This window comes from Cellulosilyticum sp. ST5, assembly GCF_046529625.1.
In the GTDB taxonomy this organism is placed as follows: Bacteria; Bacillota; Clostridia; order Lachnospirales; family Cellulosilyticaceae; genus Cellulosilyticum; species Cellulosilyticum lentocellum.
The window spans coordinates 491227-514125 of record NZ_CP132338.1 but is presented as its reverse complement, the minus strand read 5'-3'; the positions used below and the strand labels follow the sequence as shown (position 1 = coordinate 514125).

The 22899-nt window shown below is 34.5% G+C and carries 24 protein-coding genes; 4 read left to right on the top strand and 20 right to left on the bottom strand.

The genetic code is table 11. From position 1 onward, the window contains the following. Positions 1 to 110: 110 nt before the first annotated feature. Together QTL86_RS02405 and QTL86_RS02400 are read left to right on the top strand one after the other, a co-directional pair. The gene (locus QTL86_RS02405; protein WP_127067289.1) at positions 111 to 923 is read left to right on the top strand and encodes a hypothetical protein; all 813 of its coding nucleotides are present in this window, start codon (positions 111 to 113) and stop codon (positions 921 to 923) included. 1 nt (position 924) lies between these two features. Continuing rightward, positions 925 to 1980, top strand: coding sequence for a hypothetical protein (locus QTL86_RS02400; protein ID WP_410496350.1), 1056 nt, complete (start codon positions 925 to 927; stop codon positions 1978 to 1980). Positions 1981 to 2059: 79 nt separating this feature from the next. Here QTL86_RS02400 and QTL86_RS02395 read toward each other — a convergent pair whose 3' ends face one another. The 4 genes from QTL86_RS02395 to QTL86_RS02380 form a co-directional block, all read right to left on the bottom strand. Further along, the gene (locus tag QTL86_RS02395) at positions 2060 to 2800 is read right to left on the bottom strand and encodes an acyl-[acyl-carrier-protein] thioesterase (RefSeq protein WP_127067291.1); all 741 of its coding nucleotides are present in this window, start codon (positions 2798 to 2800) and stop codon (positions 2060 to 2062) included. A gap of 112 nt (positions 2801 to 2912) precedes the next feature. Then, on the bottom strand, positions 2913 to 3935 hold the full coding sequence (gene queA, locus QTL86_RS02390; protein WP_410496349.1) for a tRNA preQ1(34) S-adenosylmethionine ribosyltransferase-isomerase QueA: 1023 nt from the start codon (positions 3933 to 3935) through the stop codon (positions 2913 to 2915). A gap of 199 nt (positions 3936 to 4134) precedes the next feature. Then, a complete protein-coding gene (locus QTL86_RS02385; protein WP_410496348.1) occupies positions 4135 to 4881 on the bottom strand; it encodes a GNAT family N-acetyltransferase in 747 nt (248 codons plus the stop codon). A 132-nt stretch (positions 4882 to 5013) separates the two neighbouring features. Beyond that, positions 5014 to 5541 (bottom strand): DUF5662 family protein, encoded by a 528-nt coding sequence (locus QTL86_RS02380; RefSeq protein WP_410496347.1) that lies wholly within the window; start codon positions 5539 to 5541, stop codon positions 5014 to 5016. A 466-nt stretch (positions 5542 to 6007) separates the two neighbouring features. On the opposite strand from QTL86_RS02380, the gene QTL86_RS02375 reads away from it, so the two are divergent. Further along, a complete protein-coding gene (locus QTL86_RS02375; RefSeq protein WP_127067294.1) occupies positions 6008 to 6652 on the top strand; it encodes a hypothetical protein in 645 nt (214 codons plus the stop codon). A gap of 95 nt (positions 6653 to 6747) precedes the next feature. Here the strand turns inward: QTL86_RS02375 and QTL86_RS02370 are convergent, their stop codons facing one another. From QTL86_RS02370 to QTL86_RS02310, 13 genes are all read right to left on the bottom strand, one after another. After that, positions 6748 to 7470 carry a pseudouridine synthase gene (locus QTL86_RS02370; protein ID WP_127067295.1) on the bottom strand — a complete coding sequence of 241 codons (723 nt, stop codon included), beginning with the start codon at positions 7468 to 7470 and terminating at the stop codon, positions 6748 to 6750. A gap of 153 nt (positions 7471 to 7623) precedes the next feature. Beyond that, positions 7624 to 7764 (bottom strand): hypothetical protein, encoded by a 141-nt coding sequence (locus QTL86_RS02365; RefSeq protein ID WP_013657894.1) that lies wholly within the window; start codon positions 7762 to 7764, stop codon positions 7624 to 7626. Next, positions 7765 to 7902 (bottom strand): hypothetical protein, encoded by a 138-nt coding sequence (locus QTL86_RS02360; RefSeq protein ID WP_190283382.1) that lies wholly within the window; start codon positions 7900 to 7902, stop codon positions 7765 to 7767. It lies immediately after the preceding gene. A gap of 47 nt (positions 7903 to 7949) precedes the next feature. After that, entirely contained in the window at positions 7950 to 8399 is a 450-nt protein-coding gene (locus tag QTL86_RS02355; protein ID WP_127067296.1) for a hypothetical protein, read from the bottom strand. Between the two features lie 9 nt (positions 8400 to 8408). Beyond that, complete coding sequence (locus QTL86_RS02350) at positions 8409 to 9179, bottom strand: DUF3221 domain-containing protein (protein WP_127067297.1); 771 nt, start codon at positions 9177 to 9179, stop codon at positions 8409 to 8411. A gap of 209 nt (positions 9180 to 9388) precedes the next feature. Then, positions 9389 to 10972, bottom strand: a complete 1584-nt coding sequence (locus QTL86_RS02345) for a SpoIID/LytB domain-containing protein (protein ID WP_127067298.1) — start codon at positions 10970 to 10972, stop codon at positions 9389 to 9391. A gap of 178 nt (positions 10973 to 11150) precedes the next feature. Further along, positions 11151 to 11417, bottom strand: coding sequence for an HPr family phosphocarrier protein (locus QTL86_RS02340; RefSeq protein ID WP_013657899.1), 267 nt, complete (start codon positions 11415 to 11417; stop codon positions 11151 to 11153). Beyond that, positions 11410 to 12375: a DNA-binding protein WhiA gene (gene whiA / locus QTL86_RS02335; RefSeq protein WP_127067299.1), complete on the bottom strand. Its 966-nt coding sequence runs from the start codon at positions 12373 to 12375 to the stop codon at positions 11410 to 11412. Before whiA ends, QTL86_RS02340 begins: the two co-directional genes overlap by 8 nt. Before the next feature lie 31 nt (positions 12376 to 12406). Then, positions 12407 to 13381, bottom strand: a complete 975-nt coding sequence (locus tag QTL86_RS02330) for a uridine diphosphate-N-acetylglucosamine-binding protein YvcK (RefSeq protein ID WP_013657901.1) — start codon at positions 13379 to 13381, stop codon at positions 12407 to 12409. Then, a complete protein-coding gene (gene rapZ, locus QTL86_RS02325; RefSeq protein WP_127067300.1) occupies positions 13382 to 14254 on the bottom strand; it encodes an RNase adapter RapZ in 873 nt (290 codons plus the stop codon). It abuts the gene before it with no gap. An 87-nt stretch (positions 14255 to 14341) separates the two neighbouring features. After that, positions 14342 to 15253: a UDP-N-acetylmuramate dehydrogenase gene (murB, locus tag QTL86_RS02320; protein ID WP_127067301.1), complete on the bottom strand. Its 912-nt coding sequence runs from the start codon at positions 15251 to 15253 to the stop codon at positions 14342 to 14344. Positions 15254 to 15354: 101 nt separating this feature from the next. Beyond that, positions 15355 to 18456 (bottom strand): AAA family ATPase, encoded by a 3102-nt coding sequence (locus QTL86_RS02315; protein WP_410496346.1) that lies wholly within the window; start codon positions 18454 to 18456, stop codon positions 15355 to 15357. Further along, on the bottom strand, positions 18446 to 19606 hold the full coding sequence (locus QTL86_RS02310; protein ID WP_127067303.1) for an exonuclease SbcCD subunit D: 1161 nt from the start codon (positions 19604 to 19606) through the stop codon (positions 18446 to 18448). The genes QTL86_RS02315 and QTL86_RS02310 overlap by 11 nt, the downstream gene beginning before the upstream one ends. Before the next feature lie 208 nt (positions 19607 to 19814). Here QTL86_RS02310 and QTL86_RS02305 point away from each other — a divergent pair, with 208 nt between their 5' ends. Next, positions 19815 to 20840 (top strand): alpha/beta fold hydrolase, encoded by a 1026-nt coding sequence (locus tag QTL86_RS02305; RefSeq protein ID WP_410496345.1) that lies wholly within the window; start codon positions 19815 to 19817, stop codon positions 20838 to 20840. Between the two features lie 105 nt (positions 20841 to 20945). Here QTL86_RS02305 and QTL86_RS02300 read toward each other — a convergent pair whose 3' ends face one another. From QTL86_RS02300 to QTL86_RS02290, 3 genes are all read right to left on the bottom strand, one after another. After that, on the bottom strand, positions 20946 to 21284 hold the full coding sequence (locus QTL86_RS02300; protein ID WP_127067305.1) for a DsrE family protein: 339 nt from the start codon (positions 21282 to 21284) through the stop codon (positions 20946 to 20948). A gap of 144 nt (positions 21285 to 21428) precedes the next feature. Beyond that, positions 21429 to 21749: a hypothetical protein gene (locus QTL86_RS02295; RefSeq protein ID WP_410496344.1), complete on the bottom strand. Its 321-nt coding sequence runs from the start codon at positions 21747 to 21749 to the stop codon at positions 21429 to 21431. A gap of 63 nt (positions 21750 to 21812) precedes the next feature. After that, positions 21813 to 22868, bottom strand: a complete 1056-nt coding sequence (locus tag QTL86_RS02290; RefSeq protein ID WP_410496343.1) for an ABC transporter substrate-binding protein — start codon at positions 22866 to 22868, stop codon at positions 21813 to 21815. Between the last annotated feature and the right edge of the window lie 31 nt (positions 22869 to 22899).

Here is a 22899-nt window from a genome sequence, read left to right as displayed (position 1 = left end):
AATACTGTTAGACCCCCTCTAAAATAAGAACTTTGTTTATGTTTCTAGGTTTTTTATGATACAATACTTTTTGTAGACTAAACAAGACTCGATAAAGGTGGTGAATAACGTTGAAACTGAAAACTTTTCTTATTTTATTTTTTATAACATTCATAAGCGTTTATGCTTTATGTGGTTTTTATCTTCGTACACATCCACGTTATGTGCCACAAGTTCAAAAACAAGATTTAACTCCTATCTTAAACCAAAGCACTTTTACAGAAGCTGACTACAATACACTGTTTGAACAAACTGGGGTAACTAAGCCACTGATTGATGAAATGCGCACCATGCCCAATTTTATAGAAAAAATGGAATTATTTCAAGACAACTATTTAAAAGAAGTATCTATCACCAGTGAATACCTGCCTCCTGTTACAACTTCTGAAATACTAGACGCCAGCCAATCTGGTTTTCAACTAGGACCTTATCATAATGGCTATGTGCTCCTTACTCAGTCCACCTATACAGCCAATTGGCGACATGGACATGCTGGTATTGTTATTGATGAAGTAAGAGGTATTACTTTAGAAGCACTTAACCCAGGTACTTACAGTATGGAACAGCCTATTTCTAAATGGCAGTACTATCCTACCGTTAAAATGCTCAGACTCAAAGATGTCCCACAAAGTACTTTAGATGACATTGCAGAGTATGCGGCCACCCATTTAAAAGGTTTGCCTTACAATATACTAGCTGATAAAAACCAAGGTGAAGAGCCCTATGAAACTCACTGTTCTTTGCTGGTATGGCAAGCTTTTAATCATTTTGGCTATGATTTAGATGCTACAGGTGGTCTTTTTGTTTCACCTAAAAACATGGCTATGAGTCCTTTATTAGAACTGTTACAAATTTATGGTTTTAATCCTAATGAGGTGTGGTAACATGAAGAAAAAAATCAGTTTATTTCTTACCTTATTATTAGCCAGTTTACTCGCTATTATCTGTGCTCATAAATTTTCAGCGTTTTCTTCATCTGAAGGAAGCGTTAAAGAAACTATTTTCTTTAACCAATTACAAGAAGATCAAAGCTTCCAACTAAAGCTTTTTTATGCTGATCCTGCCATGGAGCACTTAAAAAGTCTTTTGCTCACGTCTCATGATTTAAGTGTTAATAACGAAGCACTAGCTCCTTATACAGAAGGCTTTTTACCTCAAGAAACAAATAGGCGCTTATTAGAGGCAGTCAATACCTATAGGCAAGAACAGTCTTTAGCACCACTTACTTATTTTTATCATTATCAAGAAGTTGGAGACTTTGCTTTTGTTTCATCTAGCGAGGGATTAAATGCTCTTTACTTTGTTAACTTAAATACCCTAGAAATTAGTGTACCTCATATTAAAAGCGAAGAAGCTTATAACCCTCAATATGTTTATCATATTCAAGAGGTAAATAATATTTATTACATCCTTACAGCTGGTGTTAACAATTTAAAAGCTAGACTTTATGCCTTCTCTCCTTCTGCCTTAGATTTAACGCTAGTTGGTGCTTTAACAACAGATACTACCGCTTTATCTAGTAAGCAATATGCCTTAGATACTTCTGGCAATGCTATCTTCACCCATAAGAACGGCCTTAAATTTTTAACCACTACTGGTCTAAAAAGCTTAGACCTATCTTTTACACCTGAACAGATTATTTCTTCTAAAAACATTATCGGTGCCTTAACCATACAAAACGGTACACTTCTTTACGCCTTAGTCAACTCACAATTAGAACTCTTAGATACAGGTAGTTTAACTTTACCCAGCACTGATTTAAGTTTGATTAATAGCTTTATACAAAATGATTTACTTTATACGATTACCTATGACCAAGAACATCCTATATATCGCCATTATGTCTCTATTTATAGCCTTACCACCAAAACATCTGTGTTTTGCGTAGGGCTCTCAGATTATGATGACCTAGCTTTATTACAAGCAGAACTTTTACCTTAAACTAATCAAGGGAGTGCTTAGCAATAAACAGCACTCCCTTTAAAATATCCTATGCTATAAATAGAAAATAAACTCTCCTCTATTTATTCTTTCTTAAAATGATTTCCGAAGTAAAATAATTCACTGAATCATCTAGACTATTTCCTGCTACCAAGTAATTTCCAGCCTCATTCTTGCCGATAATGAGCTTTGTTTCAACGCCATAAGTAATAGAAGCATTATAATTAATTTGAAGGCTTACTATCTCATTTTCTTTTAAAACCTCTAGAGGTAACATATCTACAGTCCATCTAATATAATGTGCATTATTCATATGACCATTTAAATCTAACTCTGAATAGTAAGCTTTACGTATTTGCTCTCTTAAAATCACCTCAGGTACTTCTATTTTATCTATTTTTCTGCCTTCATAAGGAAAATCTAAAACGGATAATGGACCTGTTGCACCTTTTATTCTGACAGGACGTCCTTTTTCAGCATCCATTAATAAATAATCTCCTGTTATACGCCCAATGAGTTCTCCCTTTTCATCTGTCAAATCAAAAAGTCTAACTGCAAAAAGCTTCTCATAACCTCCTGGGTAAGTTTCTAAAGACACCAAATCTTCCCATCTTGGATAAGTATCAATTTCATATTTTACTCGTGATAAGATCCAATAGTAAGTTGGCTTTTCTCCATTCTTATAAAAGTTAATCCCTAACTTTGTAGCATGCTTTGCTGCTACAGTCTGCATATAACTACATAAGCCATTAATACTTAATTTCCCAGTAAAATCTACGACATCAAAATCTACTTGATATTTTTCTTTTAATCTACTCATTCTCCCCAATCCTTCCTTTTTCTATGGCACTCTAACATATTCCTCTATCTACCAAGAGCCCTTTTATTCAAAAAGAAAGCGGACTACTGTCCACATTTCTAAAATGTCTTTCCTATTTTATCAACATGGCATCCCCAAAACTAAAGAAACGATAGCCTTCTTTAACTGCTGTATTGTATGCATTTAAAATTGCTTCTTTACCGGCTAAAGCACTGACTAACATAATCAGTGTGGACTCTGGTAAGTGGAAATTCGTAATAAGTGCTTCCACACATTTAAAGGTATAGCCTGGATAAATGAAAATATTTGTCCAACCACTACCTGCTTTAATGAGGCCTTTTCCATCTGCATTGGATTCTAAAGTACGTGTACTCGTTGTTCCAACTGCAATAACACGTCCACCCTCTGCCTTTGCCTTATTAATAATAGTAGCATTTTCTTCATCTATGCTGTAGTACTCTGAATGCATCTCATGATTTAGCACATCCTCAACCTTAACAGGTCTAAAGGTTCCTAAACCTACATGAAGCGTCACATAAGCAATCTTGACACCCATTTCTTCAATCTCTTTTAGTAATTCTTTGGTAAAATGAAGCCCTGCCGTTGGTGCAGCTGCGCTTCCCTCATGTTTAGAATACACCGTTTGATAACGTTCTTTATCTTCTAGCTTTTCATGAATATAAGGTGGCAGTGGCATTTCTCCAAGGGCATCTAATACTTCTTCAAAAATGCCCTCGTATTCAAAGCTTACAATACGTTTACCATCTTCGATGATTTCTTCAACCTTAGCTTTTAATAGGCCTTCTCCAAAAATAATCTCATCACCTATTTTGGCTTTTTTACCTGGCTTCACTAGTACTTCCCAACGTTTTTCTTCTTTTCTTGTCAAAAGTAAAAATTCTACTTTCCCACCCGAAGGTCTAGCTCCAAATAATCTAGCCGGAATAACTCTTGTATCATTTAATACCAAACAATCTCCTGGTTTTAAATACCCTTTAATATCATAAAAATGTTTATGTTCGATTTCACCTGTCTTTTGATCTAGTACCATTAAACGTGAAGTCGTTCTATCTTTAAGTGGTACCTGAGCAATTTGCTCTTCTGGAAGATGAAAGTAAAAATCTGAAGTTTTCATTATATGCTCCTACTATCTTTGGTTTAATAAGCATTCATTGCCGTAGCAATATGCATTTTTCTTCAACAATCATAACACATTCTAGAGAGATATTAAAGGGATAAGAGAAAGGGAGCTCCTCACGGAATCTCCCCTATCTCTTACTCTATTTTACATTGACTCGCATTGTAATTGAGTTCTTCTACTTACTGAAGAAGTACTATTCCTCTAATAATTTTTCTAACCTTTTCTCACTTAGAATTTCATTAGTGATAAATCTTCCGTTATAAAACAAACTATAGGAGGTAGATGGCACAGCTGCTACTTGAGCCTCATTTGCTGACCTATATTCAATAGCTTTAAAGGCAATGCCTTTAGACGTTACTACTTGTTTAGCGAGAGGAACATATTTAGCAGTAAAAGGACATTGAGCACTATAGTAAATGACTACACCTTTTTCTTCTGTCATGCCTTTCTTTGCACAAGTTTTAAATTTAGGCTTAAGAGTAGTTTCACTAAAAGGCAAATACATGAGGGTAAAATAAGGATTAGCTTCGTCCGCCACTGTAAAACCCTTATATTTAAAAAAAGTTGGATCGGCTAAAAAAGGTCTCTTTTTGGCTGAGGAAATAATAACAATCCCTTGTTTACCTTCTGATTTGCTATTTTCAATACAACTGCTTAAAAGCTCATTAGCTATGCCTTTTCCTTTAAATTGTCCTGATACCCATAAGCAATTAATAAACATATAACCAGGTGCATCTACAGGACACCATGCTTTTTCAGCTGGTATGTATTCAATAAAAGCCTTTCCCCTTACATCAGCTTTTTCAAAGATTAGTCCCTCCTCTAATTGCCTTGACATCCATCTCTTTTTAGCTACCACCTGGCAGTCCTTATTGCTAGAAATGGCACAGCATATATGTTCTTCTTCTAAATTTTCCTTGGTTACTCTAATGATTTTCACTGATTTCTCCCCCTTAGCTTTTTTTTAGAGTATAACCTTCTAAATATGACAGCTACATGTCATATAAATTTCTTTATTTCTTATTATTAACTTGTTTTCTTTTCAAAAAGCGGATAACAGCCCTTACAATCCTTATTTTAAACTTCTCATATATTTAAAGGTGGTTTTCTCTCCTTTTGCTGCTAACATGATTAGTAACTGTTCAAGAAGCTTAGATGTTTCTGGATGTATGTTTCCGCTCCTCCTTTCTTTTCCGTTTAAGAAATATTCTAATGGTTGTCCTTCTGTATAAGCGTCCTTTAAATACGTTTTGCTAGCTGCTACTCTATCACAAAACATTTCTTTAACATAACGAAGAGGCATTTCAACAGGCTCAATTTTCTTAGTAGTAGGATTATAATCTGTCCAATATTCAAAATGATGTTTATTTCTCCCCTTATGATGGAGCCACGCTTTAGAATGGCCATAAGCTTCCCTTTCTGCTTCATTAGGACTTCTTTTCCCACTATAGTACTTTGCTCCAACAAAAAACTCTGAAAAGCTATATTTAGAAAGGTCATGAAGACACCCCTGCAAAAAAATACCTGCTTTATAACAATGCACCATTACCATATATCTATGCTTATTAATCGTCATAAAATGATTCCATGCTTTTAACATTACTATTCTCCTTATTTTATCATCCACGTTTTATTATTACCTTTAATTCTACATAGTATTATATACAATTTCAACCAATCTGCTTTTATTCTATCTCTCTTCAATATATAAAAAATGAAGCACTCTTAAATAAGCATTCCGCTTTAATCATCATTTTTATTGACTCTATTCATCTAAAGAAGCTTCATTGGACTGCACCCACAGGCTTTACCCCATTCCTAATAGACAGACAACTATGAGCAGTACTTTTTTTCATACTTAAGTCCCCTTCGTTTATTACTCTATTGTCGCAATTACTTTTTCTTTTTTAACTTACTTATAAAAATAGAGCTTATTAAGCCGATTATGAACAGTTATCTCTATTCTTAATATTACATCAATTAACTTGTAATACAACTAGCACTCATTGACGATATATATTACAGTATGGATTATCCATTAGCCCAGAACAAAGGAGGCTATTACCTTGAACATATCAGATTATATGAATTCTGTAACTACTACCACCTCTCCCTACGAGAAAGAAACATCGAAAAATGAATCTGTCTTACTTAAAGACCAATTTCATAAAGCGATTAAAGGTTATCAAGATGAATACTACACTGGCCTAACTGACGAAGAAAAAGAAGCTATCAAAAAACAACAAGAAGCTTATTTAGAAACCCATCCTCTTAGAAATAAAGCTGATGTTATCAGATACAATCAGTTTACTAAAAACCTATTAAAACAATACGGCTTTAAAGGCGATTATAGTGAATTTCTACTCCCTACAGAAGCAGATGATGAAGCAAAGGCTTCTGATTTACAATTAGCTTATGAACAAGAAAGTTCAAAAAGCATGGCTTCTAAAGAACGTTTAAACGAAGAATTCGCTCATACCTCCGACTCTTCTTTAACCAATCCTACGAGTATTAATACTACTTCTTCTAGTAGCGAAAAAGAAGAATCTCATTCTACGATTGTCTCTAATCCTGATGGCTCTCAAACCTTAGTGCTACTAAAGGGAGAAATCATTGTTGCTAAATTCAATATAGGAGAAGCAGCAGCCGATGCTCATGATACACTAGAAAACGTCTTGATAGAACACCAAGATACAAAGATAAAGGCTTAATCACTTTAAGATATTAATAGAAAGTATTGCTAACAAAAATGATACAAAAAACACGATTTCATCGGGCTATATTAATCCTTATGAAATCGTGTTTTTTATTTGTTTTGCTCTATCTTATTAACTTTATTACCTTCAATCTCAGATTTTAGCGTTTCTACTTCTAGGTTTGTTAGTTTTCTCCACTCACCATAAGCTAATGGGCCTAAAGCGATATTTAATAAACGAATACGCTCTAATCGCACAACGTTATAGCCTAAAGCTTTTGTCATTCTTCTAATTTGGCGATTCATGCCTTGGGTTAGTATAATACGAAAGGTATCCTTATTTATAGCACTCACTTGGCAAATCCTTGTGACAACACCATCTCCTAAGTTAACACCTTGACTCATTTTATGAAGAAAATCCTCTTCGTAGGGGCGATCTACTTGCACCACATATTCCTTTTCATGTCCCTTCTCTGCTTCTAATATATCGCTGGCTAAATCTCCATCATTGGTTAGCAAAATAAGTCCCTGTGAATCTTTATCAAGTCTTCCCACAGGAAATAAATAAGCTGGATAATTCATATAGCGGATAATATTATCTTCCACATCCTCTGCTGCTGTACAAACAATGCCGACTGGCTTATTTAAAATAATATACAGACGCTCCTGCTGCTTAACTGGTCTATCATCTAATAAAATCTCATCCGTTTCTTCAACCCATTGTCCTGGTATGCAAAGCTGACCATTCACCTTTACACGTCCTGCTACAATCAGCTGATGTGCCTGACTTCTAGAACAGATGCCCTTGTTACTTAGTAATTTATTGATACGCATAGTTTGTGCCTCCTCTTGTATTTTATCATTTTTTTAATACTTTATACAAATAGGTAGATACTTATAAGCAAAAGTAAAAATAAAGAAAAGGGATTCAAACTATAAGCACTTTTGCTCATAGCTCGAATCCCTTTTGCGTTAGTTATAAAGTTATTAATGATTATTTTTTGTGTTATGATTCCAATGCTTTTTAAAGTCAGTAGCTTTAGTTCCTGGATCTACTTCTAAACCACCTTTACTTCTACTTTTTTGAGACCCTTGTTGTGGCACTAGCTTTTTGGTTACTTCATCCATTTATTTCACCTCAGATTGTTTTGCCATTTTTTCTTTGTAACGCTGAAGTCCTGTTTGAGGGCGTTTCTTTTGTTCTTCTTTACTAAAGGCTTCAGCAGCAGCAGGGGTAAAACTTGCAAAACCTTTTTCTTTTGCCATACGATTTCCTCCATTAATAATAAATTACACCTTTAGTATGAAAAGATTTAGGAAAAATTATTTATATCATAAGCCTGTTTGTTTTTCCCATATTGTAAATCTACTTCTATTTTTATTGCAGATTGATTACCTAAAGTATTTAAGTATAAGGCGATTCGCTTTTCATCTAAGCCATTAATGGCAAACGTATATTGCTTATTTCCAGTAATTACTATAAGCTTCATGTTCTTTCCAATAGCTAATAATTGTATCTTATGCACTTGTTTTAAATCAATATGTACCTCTTTTCCTATTACACGATAAACAATTAAAGCTTCATCATTAATAGTCACTTTATAATTATTACAAGATATATTAACCAATAAAACAATTCCTAATAGCATGGCTGCTAAATAGGTCAGATTAATATTGGGAAAAGCTTCTATCATATATAAAACAGGTATAATAGCGTATAAACTTAATAAAAGAAAGGCACTTTTTCTGCAGTCAAATGTCATTTGTTTTTCCTATTGTATGACCTGAACTACCAAGGTTTCAGCTTGGCAAGGATAAGATTCTAAAATGCCACCTAATAATTTTATTTTAATCTGCATACCTGTCTTTAAATAAGATAAATTCACCTTTTGCCCTTCAGAGTCTAGAATTGTCGTACTTGCTTTATTAATGGTAAGATAACAAGCATCTCCTATACTTTTTAGTGCTGCCTCATCAATACCTTTGACTAAAAGTATTTGATCCTTCACTTCTGTAATCTCAGCTGTTAAACTATTTTCCATGTCTCCTTGTACTAATGCTCCCTGAGACATGATATAACCTTTGACTGTTTCATAAACTTCTTTAGGTGCAAAATATCTTTTGCTTCCCGTTTCACTTTGACTAGTATCATATATTTCTATATAAGTTTGATTTTCTACATTAGGAAACACATAATAACAATCTTTGTCATTTACTTGAATCACTAGACTCAATGCCATATCATATATCATGTTACCTTTGTCTGCTTTCCAATCTTTAAAATTCATCATTTCTGCTAACTGTATAAGCTGTTCTTTAGAAAAATGATAAATTGCATTAGGCACTTGTCCTTCCTCATTATAAATCGCTTGCTGACTGTCATAGATCTTTGCTATGACTTTATCTCCCTGACTGACTAAGTCTAACTGCTGATTGTCTCCATTGTTCTGTTTAATCGTTCTTGCTACGATGATGACTATTAAGATCATTAACAATAAGCTAATACCTGTGATAACTGTTTTTAAACGACTTTTCTTCACCATTTTCCCCTCCTCCTTATTCCATTCAATCTAATATATTAGACGTTAGCAGACTCGATTTGTTTCGTTTTTTAACTATTTATTTATATATATCAATACATAAAACTATATATTTTCAATCATTTGATTACTACTCAATTATAAGATTATAAATAAAAGCCACTCTTATAGAAATACTATTGTTTATATTTCTCAAGAGTGGCTTTTCATTGCTATCTAGAAACCGTTACCCCACTATAATAATATTTCAAAATTTCATCGTACATAAATCCAGCCTTAGCCATACCTTTAGCACCGCTTTGAGACATTCCTACCCCATGACCATATCCAGCACCATAAATCGTCACATTACCTGTTGCTGTTTCTAAGCCTAGATGAGTTGTTGCTCCTGATGCTCCACTGCTACCACTTAAATAGCTTAAACCATTTTCTGACCATACAGCTACTTTACTAGGTAAGGTACTCATACTAGTACTATTCATGGCTACTAGACTATCCTTACTTACTTGCTCTTTGCCATAACCAGAAAGTACCGTAACAGTATTACTACTACCACTTGAACCACCGCTATTTACATTTCCAATAGGACCATAAAAACTAAAATATGTACTTTTTAAAGAACCGGCAGTAGTTCCCGAAAAGAATGTTCTTACTTCTGTTCCTTTTACTGTATAAGTTCCTACTGTTCCATAAATGGTTAACTCTTTTACTCTTCCAGATAAACTTCTTCCTGTAATAGAAATACTAGTAGGCGTTCCAATATTAACTCCCTTACGGGTTAAAGCCGCTCCTATTTCATCCATTGAAACCATGGCTGTCCACGCTGGCATAGCTGGCTCTGTTTCATACAAATCTACTACTGACTGTAAGTAAGCAATCTCACTTCCCCATACTTCTTTAGCTGCTTCTGTTACTCCCCCACTAGTAGAAAAGTATACCGCTTCTGCAATAGCTCCATTATAACGAATGACCTCATTATAAGTCATATCTACTGCTGCAGTCGTCGTATCCTTCTCCGCATTATAGCCACCGTAAGCTTGAGTAGAGGTAGTATCAACTACATTGTATCCAGAACTACTATATCTATTATACTGGTAAGTAGCAATAGATCTTGCTGCTACAGCTTGTGCCTTCAATGCTTCTATTGGAAAAGAAACCGACATTTCTTTTGGTAATACGCCATATAAATATTCTTCCATAAACAGAACATTATAAGGTGTTAATCCGCTATCACCGCCTAAGCCAATAGCCCCTCTATAGCGGTTACTACTTCCTACTTGCGTTAAATATAAACCTGAACTTAGATCAAAACTACAAAAAACTAAGTCACTCTTTTTAACAGTTACTAAAAGAAGTTGATTACTTGTATCATAGACCTCTACTAAGTTGCTACTTGGTACTGCTCCTAGACTATTAGTTGCTTCTAAGCTATATACACTAAAAGTACCTGCTGAAGTATAACCTACTACTGCTGTGCTACTATATAATTTAGCAGCTTCTAATGCCGAAGAATAGTTATTAAAACTTAAACCTATATCATAATAACTATTAGATGTAGTTCTTAAACTTAAATTTGAAGCATTAAGTGTGCCTAAAGCAGTAAAGCCTTTATCATCAAAATAACCTATCTCAAAGTTTTGATTGCCTGATAAAACGATAGTTCCTTGGTTTTTATAAACTGATTCTAGCCCTACTTTAATCGTCTTAGGCACACTTGCCATGGTTACAATAGTCATGCTATACATGAAAACCAAAAATAGTATACCTCTTATGTATCTTTTTATTTGTCGCTTCACTGATGTGCCCCCTTATTTTAATCTGTATCTATTCTATATGTTCATGCTTTATTATAAACTACATCATTCCTTTAAATCTACAAGTAGTTCCAAAATGTAACTTACTTATAATAAAAGAGGCTATTATAAAAGCGATTGTACCAATCACCTTTATAATAGCCTCTTCAACTAAACTTAATTATTCTGCTACTTCTTGTGTTGTTAAGAACTTAATAAGTGCAGCTACTGCTTCTTCTTCATCTTGACCTTCAGCTACAATTTCAATGTTTTGGCCTTTAATAGCACCTAAAGACATCATCCCCATAATACTTTTAGCATTTACTTGTTTTTCATTTACTGTAACTGAAATATGGCTTTCATATTTACTTGCAATCTGCACAAATAATGCTGCAGGTCTAGCCTCAAGACCATTTTTTAATTCTAATTTAAGTACTTCTTTAACCATTTTTACTTCCTCCTCTTGTTTCTCTAATTTGCTCTGCTATTTCACTAATTTTCTTAAGCCTATGGTTAACACCTGATTTTCCAACGGGTGGCATAAGCAGTTCCCCTAGCTCTTTAAGTGAGCTACTTGGATACTCCAAACGATAAGTTGCCACTTGTCTTAAGTTTTCAGGTAATGCTGATATCCCTATTGTGTTTTGTATGAACTCAATATCTTGCATCTGCCGTACAGCTGCCGATACTGTTTTTTTCAAATTAGCTGTCTCGCAGTTAACAATACGATTGACATTATTTCTTACCTCTTTAACAATACGTACATTTTCAAGTTCCATAAGAGCTATATGAGCTCCCATAATATTGAGTAAGTCTACAATTTGTGTCCCTTCTTTTAAGTATAACACGAAATTATTCTTTCGTGGTACAACTTTAGGCTCCATCTCAAGAGAAATCATAATATCCTTCAAGAATTCAGCTTGTTTTTCCGTTTGATTAACAAACTCTAAATGATAGCCCTTCTCTGGGTCACTTACAGAGCCTGCTCCCAAAAAGGCTCCTCTTAAGTAAGCTCTCTTGCAACAAATACTTTGTATAACGGTTAAATCCACATGATCTCTAAGGGTAGGATGACCTGATTCATCTTTTAATAATGTAGTTGCCCTTAAAATCTTTTCTGCTTCTTCACTGGTCTTGGTGACAATTACATAATTTTGCTTTTTATGCATTTTTTTATGTGTTTTAAGGACTACCTCAGTATTTATATTAAAAGCTTTTTTTATCATTGTAAAGTATTTTCTTGCAATAGCCGCATTTTCTGTTTGAAATTTAATACGAAACTGATGTGCTTCATATTTTACTTCTCCCGCCATAATAATCATGGCTGCAATTTCTGCTATCATACAATGTCTGGCACCTATCGGTACACATGTGAGTTCTTTTTTTACATCGGAAGAAAAGGACATCTCAGTCACCTCATCTTATGTAATTTTTGTACTAAATCTCCTCAAAAATACATTTTGCCAATTTGTCAGCATCATGTCTAATGAATTTCTTATCTTGGTCTACTTTAACAAGGGGGGCTTCTATTATTTTAATATTATCCCATATAGGATGCGTTTCATCAACCTTTAAGACACTTGCACCATCTTCCAAATATTGTCTTAAATACGTTTCTTCTATTACTTCATTATTAACAATCACTTGATTAATAACACCTTTACCCAAATAGCCTTCTAAAATCATAAGGTGTCTTTCTAGGCTTAAATCACTAGTCTCCCCTGGTTGTGTCATCAAATTAGCTACATAAAGCTTTTCAGCTTTAGCTTCTCTAATATAACAACTAATGTTTTTTACCAGCAAATTAGGAATGATACTGGTATATAAACTCCCTGGCCCTAATATAATTAAGTCTGCATCTTCTAAGGCTTCAATTACTTCAGGAGCTGGCTGTGGCATACTAGGTACAAGCTTAATGGTAGTAATATTATGTCCACTTCCTTTACCATATTCCACAATCTCACTTTCACCTGAAATCCATTGTCCATTGTCAAAGGTAGCTTCTAAGTGTACATCTTCTAATGTAACGGGCAATACTTTCCCTGTAATAGCTAAAACATTGCTTGTTACACGCACTGCTTCCTCAAAACCACCTGTTACATCCGTCAGTGCAGCTAAAAAAAGATTTCCAAAGCTTTGCCCTTGTAAGGTTCCTTCTTTAAAGCGATACTGCAAAAGCTTTTCCATAATAGGTTCTGTGTTAGCTAGTGCTACAATACAGTTTCGTATATCTCCAGGTGCAATAATCCCCATTTCTTCTCTTAGTTTTCCAGAGCCTCCCCCATTATCTGCAACAGTTACAATAGCTGTAATCTGTGAGGTATATTTTTTAATGCCTCTTAGCATGGTTGATAATCCTGTTCCGCCACCTATTACTACAATCTTTTTATTTTGCTGCGTTGTTTTTATCATTTATTTCCCTCTTTTACTATCCTTCTCTATATCTCTATGCTGTTTAATCACAGTGTGCCCCTCATTTTGTAAATAATCATAGAGTGCATTAGCAAGAGTGACAGAACGATGTTTACCGCCTGTGCAACCAATAGCAATAACGAGTTGATTTTTCCCCTCTTTTTTAAAGTTAGGAATCAAAAAGGTAATCATATCTTGAAGCTTTGTAAGGAAGGTTTGACTTACCTCAAATTGCATGACATAATCACTGACAATAGATTCATTCCCTGTATGCGGTCTCATCTCAGGAATATAATAAGGATTCGGAGCAAAACGGACATCAAATACTAAATCTGCATCAATAGGAATCCCATATTTAAATCCAAAGGACACAATAGTAATCATTAAACTATTGAAAGCCTTGTCTTCGCAATAAATCTTATATAATACGCCTCTTGTATCTTTTGGGAGCATATAAGAAGTGTCGATGATATGATTAGCTTTTTCCTTTATTTCTCTTAATATACGTCTTTCTCTTTCAATTCCCTCTTCAATTCTTTCACTACGAGCTAGAGGATGTAAACGTCTTGTTTCTTTAAAACGTTTAATCAGTTCTGCATCACTGCAATCAAAAAATACAATCTCATAAGTATGTCCACTTTTTTGGAGTTCATTTAAACTCGTAAATAAATCAGCAAATAAACTGCCTCCTCTTGTATCTATACCTAAAACAACCTTACTTAGCTTATTTTGTTGTGAAACAATAAGCTCTGCAAAGCTTTTAATCAGTGTAGGTGGTAAATTGTCTACGCAATAATAACCCATATCTTCAAAGCAGTTAATAGCACTACTTTTCCCTGCTCCTGACATGCCCGTAACAATGACAAAGTTCATAAGACTCCCTCCTATTCCTTTCGCTTTACTTCTTTATCATACAAGTTTTATATAAAGGGGCTATTAAGATAGCCCCTCCTTTTATCGTTAAAACCCAAGCATTTTTACTTCTGGCTCTAGCTCTACATCAAATTTTTCTTTAACAATGCGTTTCACTTCTTGAATCAAATGAATCACATCCTCGCAAGTAGCTTCTCCAGTATTGACTACAAAACCACAGTGTTTATCAGATATCATAGCGCCACCTACCTGAAAACCTCTTAAACCACTATCCATAATAAGCTTTCCTGCAAAATAACCTTCGGGTCTTTTAAAAGTACTGCCTGCACTTGGTTTATCTAGTGGTTGCTTATCACGTCTACGCCCTGCATAATCCTTCATGAGCTCTTGAATTTTTTCTTTATCTCCTGGCTCTAGTATAAAGGTAGCTTCTAAAACAATATAGCCTTTCTTTTGAATAACGCTGGTACGATAACCTAGCTCTAATTCCTCATTAGAAAGCTTTAATATTTCTCCTTCTGGTGTCATAACTTCACAGGAAGCAATGACATGCTTCATTTCACCGCCATAGGCACCTGCATTCATCACTACTGCTCCACCTAAGGTTCCAGGTATACCATGAGCAAACTCAAAACCAGTTAATTCATTTTCTAATGCTTTAGCTGCTATTCTAGCAAGAAGTGCACCAGATTGCGCTGTAATCCTGTTATCTTCTACAGTGATTTCTGCAAACTGATTATAAAGCTGAATAATAACACCTCTATAACCTGCGTCTGATACAAGTAAATTACTACCATTGCCTAAAATATAATAAGGTACTTTTTCTTTGGCGCACACCTGCAATATAGTACTTAATTGCTCTTTGTTTTCTGGTTTAACCATTATATCTGCTAGACCACCAATCTTAAAGGTGGTATAATTTTTCATTGGTTCATGGGTTAAAATGTGCTGAGTAGGTATCTTTTCAGATAAAAGCTGCACAATCTTGTTTATGTCCATTATTTCAACTCCTTATGCTTAAAACAATGCTTCCATTTTATTGTATTGATCTTCATCATATTGTAACACAGATTCCTGTTAAAAAGCATTAGGAAATTACTTTATAGTTTAAACGAAGCTGAACTTCCTCTAGCCCCTGTAGTAATTTCAAGACCTACTGGGATTTGTTCTCGTAACTCTTTTACATGTGATATGATTCCTATTAAACGACCTGTATCTTGAATACTTAGTAAAGTTTTAATAGCTAGCTCTAGTGCTTCTTCATCTAAACTACCAAAACCTTCATCAATAAATAACGTATCTAGTGGCGTAGCTCCTGCTAATCTTTGAATCACTTCAGATAAGCCGAGGGCTAGCGCTAGTGCTGCCATAAAACTTTCACCACCTGATAAGGTTGTTACAGGCCTTGTCTCATTATTATAATAATCCTTAATGCCAATATCCAAACCTGCTTGTGCATTAGCACGAGATAAATCGTCACTACGAAATAATTCATAACGATTATGGGTCATCGGCCTTAATTTCTTATTAGCACTTCTTAAAACTTCTTCAAAAATGCTACTTTGAATATATCTTTCAAAAGAAAGTCCCTTTTTATTCTTTCCTTTCGCATAGCTACTAATTTTTTCAATAACACTTTGTTTTTTTACTATGGTTTTAACCTCATCATAAAGATGAGTTAATGCTTGCTGAATCTTTAAATGCTTCATTTGATTATTTTTCACTTCATTAACCTTTAAACTTAAAGCTGTGCTTTGCTCCATCAATACTTGATGCTTATTGGTAACGCTCACTCTTTCTTCTTCTGAGAAATCTTTTGTTTTTTCTTGAAGCTCTTTACACTGACTTGTGAGTAAATTTCTTCTTTGTTTATACTCACCTAAATCAGCTTTAGCCGTTTCTAGATCTTCTGGTGTCATTTTGTAAATCTTAAAATCTCCGATATCACTGAAACCAGCAGCTTCTAAGGCATTTTCAAACTCAAGGCGCTTTTTAGCCCCTTGTTCTTTTAAAGTGACTGCTCGTTTCTGGTTTTCGAGCACTCTTGTACTTTGCTGTGCTTTTTCTGTACTTTGTCTTTCTTGCTGCTGCTTAAGTGTCTTAAAAGCTGTTTCTTTAGCTGTATAAGCAGCTTTTAACTGCTCTAACATAGCATCTAAAGCCACCTTTTCTCTAAGCTCTTTTGGCACTTCTGTTTCAATACTCGTAATATAAGCTGTTACTTCACTTAAACCTTCTTTTTGTTCTGCAATATAAGTAGCTCCTTTTTCCTTTCGCTCTATAATCGTCTTTTTCTCTAGGCGATTGGCTTCTAAGGCTTTTTGCATCTGGACAAGTTCTCCTAATTTTGCTTCTAGGGTAGTTATTTCCTCCTTTAGTTTGTTTAAAACCTCTTCACTAATAGTCTCTTTACCTACTAAAGCCTCGTCATATGCTTGTAATCTCGCTTTAAGAAGCTTACATTCTTTCTCTAAAGCTGATTTAGTTTCTCTCAAACTGCCTAACTCTGTTTCTAACTCTTTAATTTCCTTCTCCATTTTGTCCAAAGCTTCCTTCGTGATATGATCACTTGTCAAAGCAGCTTTTTGTGGATGCTTTAAGGAACCACACACGGGGCAAGGTTCATTATCTTTTAAAGTTTCAGCTAATACCCCTGCTTGATTATTAAACCAGAGTTTAAAAGCTTCTCTATAATGCGTTTCATGTAGCCGATGGAGCTGCTCTTTTTGCTTAATGAGCTCGTACTGTTTATCTAATTCTGAAAGGACTTTGGTAGCATGTGCTTCTTCTTTTACCCTTTCAGCTTTTTGCTTTAATATTTCTAACATCTCTTTTTGTAAGACCAGCTTCTCAGCTAATTCTTTTTGAAGGGTATCTTTTTGTTTAATGGTTAACTCTTTTTCTTCTATTTCTTTATCTAATAGAACTTCCTTTTCGAGTAGTTTTTTATAGGTGTCCTCTCCAATGCTAAGCGCTTTTTGCTTCTGCTCTCTTTCTTCGTATTTAGCAGCTAATTGTACTACTTTAGGTACATAGGTTTCTAAAATGCTATATTCCTTCTTTAGTTTTTCTACTTCTACAGGTAAGTTTTCCTGTTCTTTTAATTTCGTTTCACAAAGCTTTAATTTATCTTCTATCTCTTTTAAAGAGGCTATTTGTACTTTTAAAGTCTCTTCACATGCCAAGTACTCTTTTTTAACTTCTAGCACAATGGTTTCTAGTGGGATAATAGGAAGTATTTTTTCTGCTTTTTCAATTTTAACTTCAAGCTGATTGTAGTCTTCTTTTTTAGCTATGAGGCCTGTTAGCTCTGTTTCTAAACGGACTTGTTCCTGCTTTTCCTCATACTGTTTATTGACTTTAACTAACTGCTGTTGGCTCTCTTCTAATTGGGCCATAACTTTTTTTAGTTCTTGCTCTAGCTGCTCTTGTTCCTCTGTCTTCTCACTACAAATGCATTCTAAAATGTCACATACCTCTGGTGCATTATAAATGACCTTTGTACTTAAAAAATCTTTTAAGCGAACATCTTCTCCTGCTTCAATTTGACTTAATGTATTTTCATAAATTAACTGTTTTTCCTTCACTTGATCTTTAATATCCGCATATAGGACTTCTAAAGCTTTTTCTACATTCTGATAAATACCTGTTTCAAAAATATCTTGAAGAATTTGCTGTCTTTCTTTACTACTTACGGTGAGAAGCTCCCTAAACTTATTTTGAGCAATCATAATGACCTGTCTAAACTGCCCAATGTTAAAATGCAAAAGCTCGTTGATCTTTTCGCCAACTTCATTATATTTGGCCGTTACTAACTTATAAGTATCTTCCTCTTTTTTATAAAGTTCAACCTCACTAGCCACCTTTACTAGCTTACCACTACTACCGCCACGTTTAGCCGCTCTTTCATATTGAGGTCTTCTCACAATACGATACTCGTCCTGACGCAGTTTAAAATAAAGTTCTACTTCTGTAATAGTATCTTCATCAGCAAACTTACTACGCATGGTTTCACCACTTCGTTCCCCTCCATTGGTTTCACCATATAATGCATAACAAATGGCATCTAAAATAGTAGTCTTCCCTCCACCTGTAGGACCATAAATTAAAAACATATTAGCATCTTCTAAACGTTCAAAGTCAATGATTTGTTCTCCTGCATAAGGCCCAAAAGCCGTCATTTTAAGTAATCTAGGCCTCATATTTTCCCTCCTCTATTTCCTGAACAATTTCCTTGATGTACTTCGTTTCTTCTTCATCAAATTCAGTTTCACCTATAAAATCTAAAAACTCCATAAATACCTCAGTAACTGTTTTTTCCTTAGTGGCCATAAAGTCCACTTGTTTTTGCTCTTCAACCGCTTCTCCTGAAGCTTCATCTTTTACCCATTCACTACCTAAAATATTAGGATAAATATGTCTGAGTGTTGCTGTTACATCTGCTACAGGCACACCTTTAATACGAACAAATACATAGTCATCTTTATGAGCATCTAGGCTAGCTGATGCAATCAGCTCTTCTAAAAGTCCTGTTAAAACCCTTACATTACGTTTGGTTGCTAGTTCTTTTTCTTCAATAGCTACAAGCTTCTGGTTTTTTATCTCTAGAAGGACATAGCCTTTCTTTTGATTAGCTTCAGATACTGAATATTTAAGAAGTGAACCACTATAGCGAATGTTTTCTGCTCCCATAGCTTGTCTCTTATGAAGATGTCCTAAAGCTGTATACGTAAAATTCTTAAAATGCTGAGCACTTACTAGCTCAGCTCCACCTACTACACTTAATCTTCTTTCTGAATCAGATACATCTCCGCCAGCTACAAAGGCATGTGCCACTAATAAAGTAGGCACTTCTCTCTTCTCATTTTCAATCGCTTTTATTAAATAAGCCATAGCTTCATCATGCCTTTTAATGGTATCATCTTCTGCTATTTCTCTTACATGAGCTGGCTCAATATAGGGTATCATAAAAACATCAAGTTCTTCATCCTGTACCTTAACCGTAACCTTTTGATAACCTTTAGGACATTTCCCTACTATGTAGAGATGCTGACTTTCAAATAACTTACTACCAAAGTCGATACGCTCACCACTATCATGATTGCCAGAAATAATAATGGTACTTATTTTATACTCTAAGGTCACTTTGCTAATAAAATGATTAAAAAGCTCTACAGCTGCTTCTGTAGGAATACTTTTATCATAAATATCACCTGCAATCACTAGAAGGTCTACTTGATCTTCTCTAATCTTTTCTAATAAACGCTCTAACACATAAGCTTGATCCTCTATTAATGAATAGCCATGAAGGCTTCTGCCTAAATGCCAATCTGATGTATGCAAAATTTTCATTGTTTCACCTCAATTACCGTCTTTCTTACCTCTCATAGTATACTATTTTCCCTAAATTGACTAGTTAGAGTCCCTTATTTGACATAAACTTTTTACAAGGAAAATATAAACATCTTTGTATTAGGCATTCAAATTTATAACTCACTTATGATATAATAGAAAGAAGTCAAGCGCTAATGTATTTTGTTATATTTTAGGAGATTAATCAATGGATCCAAATAAAAACATGAAAATAAAAAGTTTTAGTAGAAAACATGAAAAACGTAAAAAACATATTTTCCGCTTTGCTATTCTTGGCCTCATTTTATTAGGTATTGTTTATCAGCAACTCGGAACTTACTACTCCGCCAGTTCTCTAGGCCGTTTAGGTCGTTTAGTAGAAGTGGATGATGTTCAAATGCATCTTTATGAAGGTGGTTCTGGTGAAATGCCTATCGTCTTTACTACTGATATAGGTGCTAATGTTCCTTATGTCGAGACTTATCCTCTTCATAGCAAGCTGGCTGCTACTCATCCTGTGAAGGTTTACGATAAACCAGGTTATGGTTGGAGTGAGACAACCTCTGCTTCAAGAGATATTGATACCATTTGTAAAGAAATTTATACTTTACTACATAGCGACGAAATACCTGATGATGAAGATACTTATATTGAGCCTTTTATTTTTGTAGCTCATGGTATGGGTTCTTTGGAAGTATTGCGCTATGCCCAACTTTATCCTGAAGATGTAGCTGGTATTGTTCTTATCGAGGGAGCTTCGCCTCAATTTTGCGTAGACTTTAATAATATTATGATTATTGAATCATTCTTAACTAACGGCCTTCGTAATACAGGCGTATTACGTTTATTTAGTGGTACCAACATGGTAAACAATACGCTAGGTACTCATAAGGATTATGATCCCACACTTCAATCTCTCAATAAAGGTATTGGTTTAGAAAAAACCTGGAATCGCAATATGATTTCTGAAAAATTAAAGCTTCAAGAAAATGGGCAAAAGGTATTAGATGGTGGCAACTTAGGTGATATTCCTATTCGTATCATCACATCTCATGCTAATATTTATAGTAACTGGGCTAGAACTCAAAGAGCACTACTTTCCCTTTCTTCAGATTCTGAGCAAAAATATATAGAAGGTTCCGTAGACTACATTCAAGAAGATGACATAGATGCGATTATAAAAGTCATCGAAGACCTTACTCTGCACATTCAAGAACTTAAAGAAGATTCCTAATCAATACTAATGAGCTGTTACTACTAAAAGGTAACAGCTCATTTATTATGGGCAAACACAAACTAGACGGTATAGTTATTGACTATACCGTCTAGTTTGTACCCTTTAAAGCGTGACAACTTTCTCCGCTTTAATAAGTAAATCTGCTATTTCCTCCATATTGCTAATTCTCCCCACTGCTAGTGAACGCTGACCACATACATGAAACACACAGGTTCCACAAGCTAAAAGTTCTATGCCACTTGCTTCAAGTCCATCTAGTACTTCTAGGTAGCAGGATTCTTTAGTTAAGAGCTTAACTCCAGAATTATAAAAGACAATAGCTTCAGGTTTATCCATACTAGCAAGTACCTTGCGTAAAAAAGTCCCTAGTAATGTCTGTCCTACCTTCTCATCGCCTCTTCCTAGTGTATCGCCGTTAATAATGATAACACTTTTATACACCCTGATTCCTCCTTTATTTTGCCCTTACCATATACTATGAATGGAGGATAAAAACTGTGAATTCGTGTCGAAACTTTAAATATTCCTCTTTCTTCTCTTATTAATAAAAAAGGCTCATCCCTTTAGATGAGCTTTTTTATCTTACTATCTTTTCTTGAAACATTTAATAATATCTAAAATTCCCTTTGCAATTGTTGCTGCTAAAAACACAATATTAACTACAAAACCTGCAATCGCTATTCCTTTATGCTTTTTACTCTTCATATTAATAGCCCCTAATACAATCCCCACAACTGTAATAGGTAAACCGATAATTGGAATAATCCATGCTAAAGAACTAATAATGCCTAATACCAAGGAAGTTGTTGCACCTGCACCCTTTTCATTTGAAATTTTTACTTCTCCTTTGTCAAGACAAGGTTCTTCATCTACTAAATGTTCTTTCAATAATAAATCTTCTTTCATGTAATCATCCCCTACTTTGTTTTAAGCTTATTATAATCTAAAAAGCATAATCTTAAAATAGTTTTAGCTTGATGATTTCACTTGTGTCCAAATAGAATTATAAACACTTATAATATCTGAAGGATCATTAAACATCTCCATTAATGGATCACTTGTTATATTTTCGCTTGGATAAGCTACCTCACTATTTTTAACTTCCTCTGGTAGTAGTTCCCTAGCTTCGCTAATTGGTGTTGAGTATCCAATGTACTCTGCATTCTTAGCTGCAATATCTGGTCTACATAAGAAGTTAATATATTCATAAGCTTCTTCCATATGTGCTGCATTTTTAGGAATAACCATACTATCTACAAAATAATTAGAGCCTTCTTTAGGAATAACATACTCAAGGTCTGGATTTTCAGAAAGCATTAACATTGCATCTCCAGCCCATGCTAACATAAGAGCAGCTTCACCATTAATCATTTTATTCTTTCCTTCATCACCTACATAAGCAAGTACTAAAGGTGCTTGTTTGATGAGTTCTGCTTTAGCTTCTTCTAGCTCTTTTTCATCTCTTGTATTCATTGAATAACCTAACTTTTTAAGAGCTACCATGATAGAATCTCTTTCACTATCATACATAAAGATTTGCTTAGCATATTTTTCATCCCACATCACGTTCCAGCTATCTACTGGTTCATTTACTATGGTTTTATTATAAACGATTCCCATTGTTCCCCACATATATGGTACAGCATACTCATTATTAGGGTCATATGGTAAAGACTTAAAACGCTCATCAATTTTTTCATAATTTGGAATTTTACTTAAGTCTAATTTTGCTAACATATCTTTGTTAATCATTTTTTCAATCATATATTCTGAAGGAAATAAAACATCATAACTTACTGTACCTGACTCTACTTTACTATACATTTCTTCATTATTAGCATAATCAGAGTAAACAACTTTAATTCCAGTTTCTTGTGTAAACATTTTATTAACTTCTGGGTCTATATAATCTCCCCAGTTATAAACGACTACTTGTCTACCACTGCTATTTCCACATCCAGAAACCGCCATGGTCATACAGCCTATCACTATTAAACTTGCAGCTTTTCTTATTACTTTTTTCATCTATCTTCTCATCTCCTAGCTTGATCTATTA

Bases quoted from the DNA above. Each gene is read 5' to 3' on its own strand.
- QTL86_RS02330 (WP_013657901.1), bottom strand. From the start codon at position 13,381: ATGATAAAAACAACGCAGCAAAATAAAAAGATTGTAGTAATAGGTGGC.
- queA (WP_410496349.1), bottom strand. From the start codon at position 3,935: ATGAAAACTTCAGATTTTTACTTTCATCTTCCAGAAGAGCAAATTGCT.
- QTL86_RS02295 (WP_410496344.1), bottom strand. From the start codon at position 21,749: ATGAAAGAAGATTTATTATTGAAAGAACATTTAGTAGATGAAGAACCT.
- QTL86_RS02350 (WP_127067297.1), bottom strand. From the start codon at position 9,179: ATGGTGAAGAAAAGTCGTTTAAAAACAGTTATCACAGGTATTAGCTTA.
- QTL86_RS02380 (WP_410496347.1), bottom strand. From the start codon at position 5,541: ATGTTAAAAGCATGGAATCATTTTATGACGATTAATAAGCATAGATAT.
- QTL86_RS02315 (WP_410496346.1), bottom strand. From the start codon at position 18,456: ATGAGGCCTAGATTACTTAAAATGACGGCTTTTGGGCCTTATGCAGGA.
- murB (WP_127067301.1), bottom strand. From the start codon at position 15,253: ATGGACATAAACAAGATTGTGCAGCTTTTATCTGAAAAGATACCTACT.
- QTL86_RS02290 (WP_410496343.1), bottom strand. From the start codon at position 22,868: ATGAAAAAAGTAATAAGAAAAGCTGCAAGTTTAATAGTGATAGGCTGT.
- QTL86_RS02400 (WP_410496350.1), top strand. From the start codon at position 925: ATGAAGAAAAAAATCAGTTTATTTCTTACCTTATTATTAGCCAGTTTA.
- QTL86_RS02355 (WP_127067296.1), bottom strand. From the start codon at position 8,399: ATGACATTTGACTGCAGAAAAAGTGCCTTTCTTTTATTAAGTTTATAC.
- QTL86_RS02395 (WP_127067291.1), bottom strand. From the start codon at position 2,800: ATGAGTAGATTAAAAGAAAAATATCAAGTAGATTTTGATGTCGTAGAT.
- QTL86_RS02365 (WP_013657894.1), bottom strand. From the start codon at position 7,764: ATGGATGAAGTAACCAAAAAGCTAGTGCCACAACAAGGGTCTCAAAAA.
- rapZ (WP_127067300.1), bottom strand. From the start codon at position 14,254: ATGAACTTTGTCATTGTTACGGGCATGTCAGGAGCAGGGAAAAGTAGT.
- QTL86_RS02360 (WP_190283382.1), bottom strand. From the start codon at position 7,902: ATGGCAAAAGAAAAAGGTTTTGCAAGTTTTACCCCTGCTGCTGCTGAA.
- QTL86_RS02305 (WP_410496345.1), top strand. From the start codon at position 19,815: ATGGATCCAAATAAAAACATGAAAATAAAAAGTTTTAGTAGAAAACAT.
- whiA (WP_127067299.1), bottom strand. From the start codon at position 12,375: ATGTCCTTTTCTTCCGATGTAAAAAAAGAACTCACATGTGTACCGATA.
- QTL86_RS02370 (WP_127067295.1), bottom strand. From the start codon at position 7,470: ATGCGTATCAATAAATTACTAAGTAACAAGGGCATCTGTTCTAGAAGT.
- QTL86_RS02310 (WP_127067303.1), bottom strand. From the start codon at position 19,606: ATGAAAATTTTGCATACATCAGATTGGCATTTAGGCAGAAGCCTTCAT.
- QTL86_RS02340 (WP_013657899.1), bottom strand. From the start codon at position 11,417: ATGGTTAAAGAAGTACTTAAATTAGAATTAAAAAATGGTCTTGAGGCT.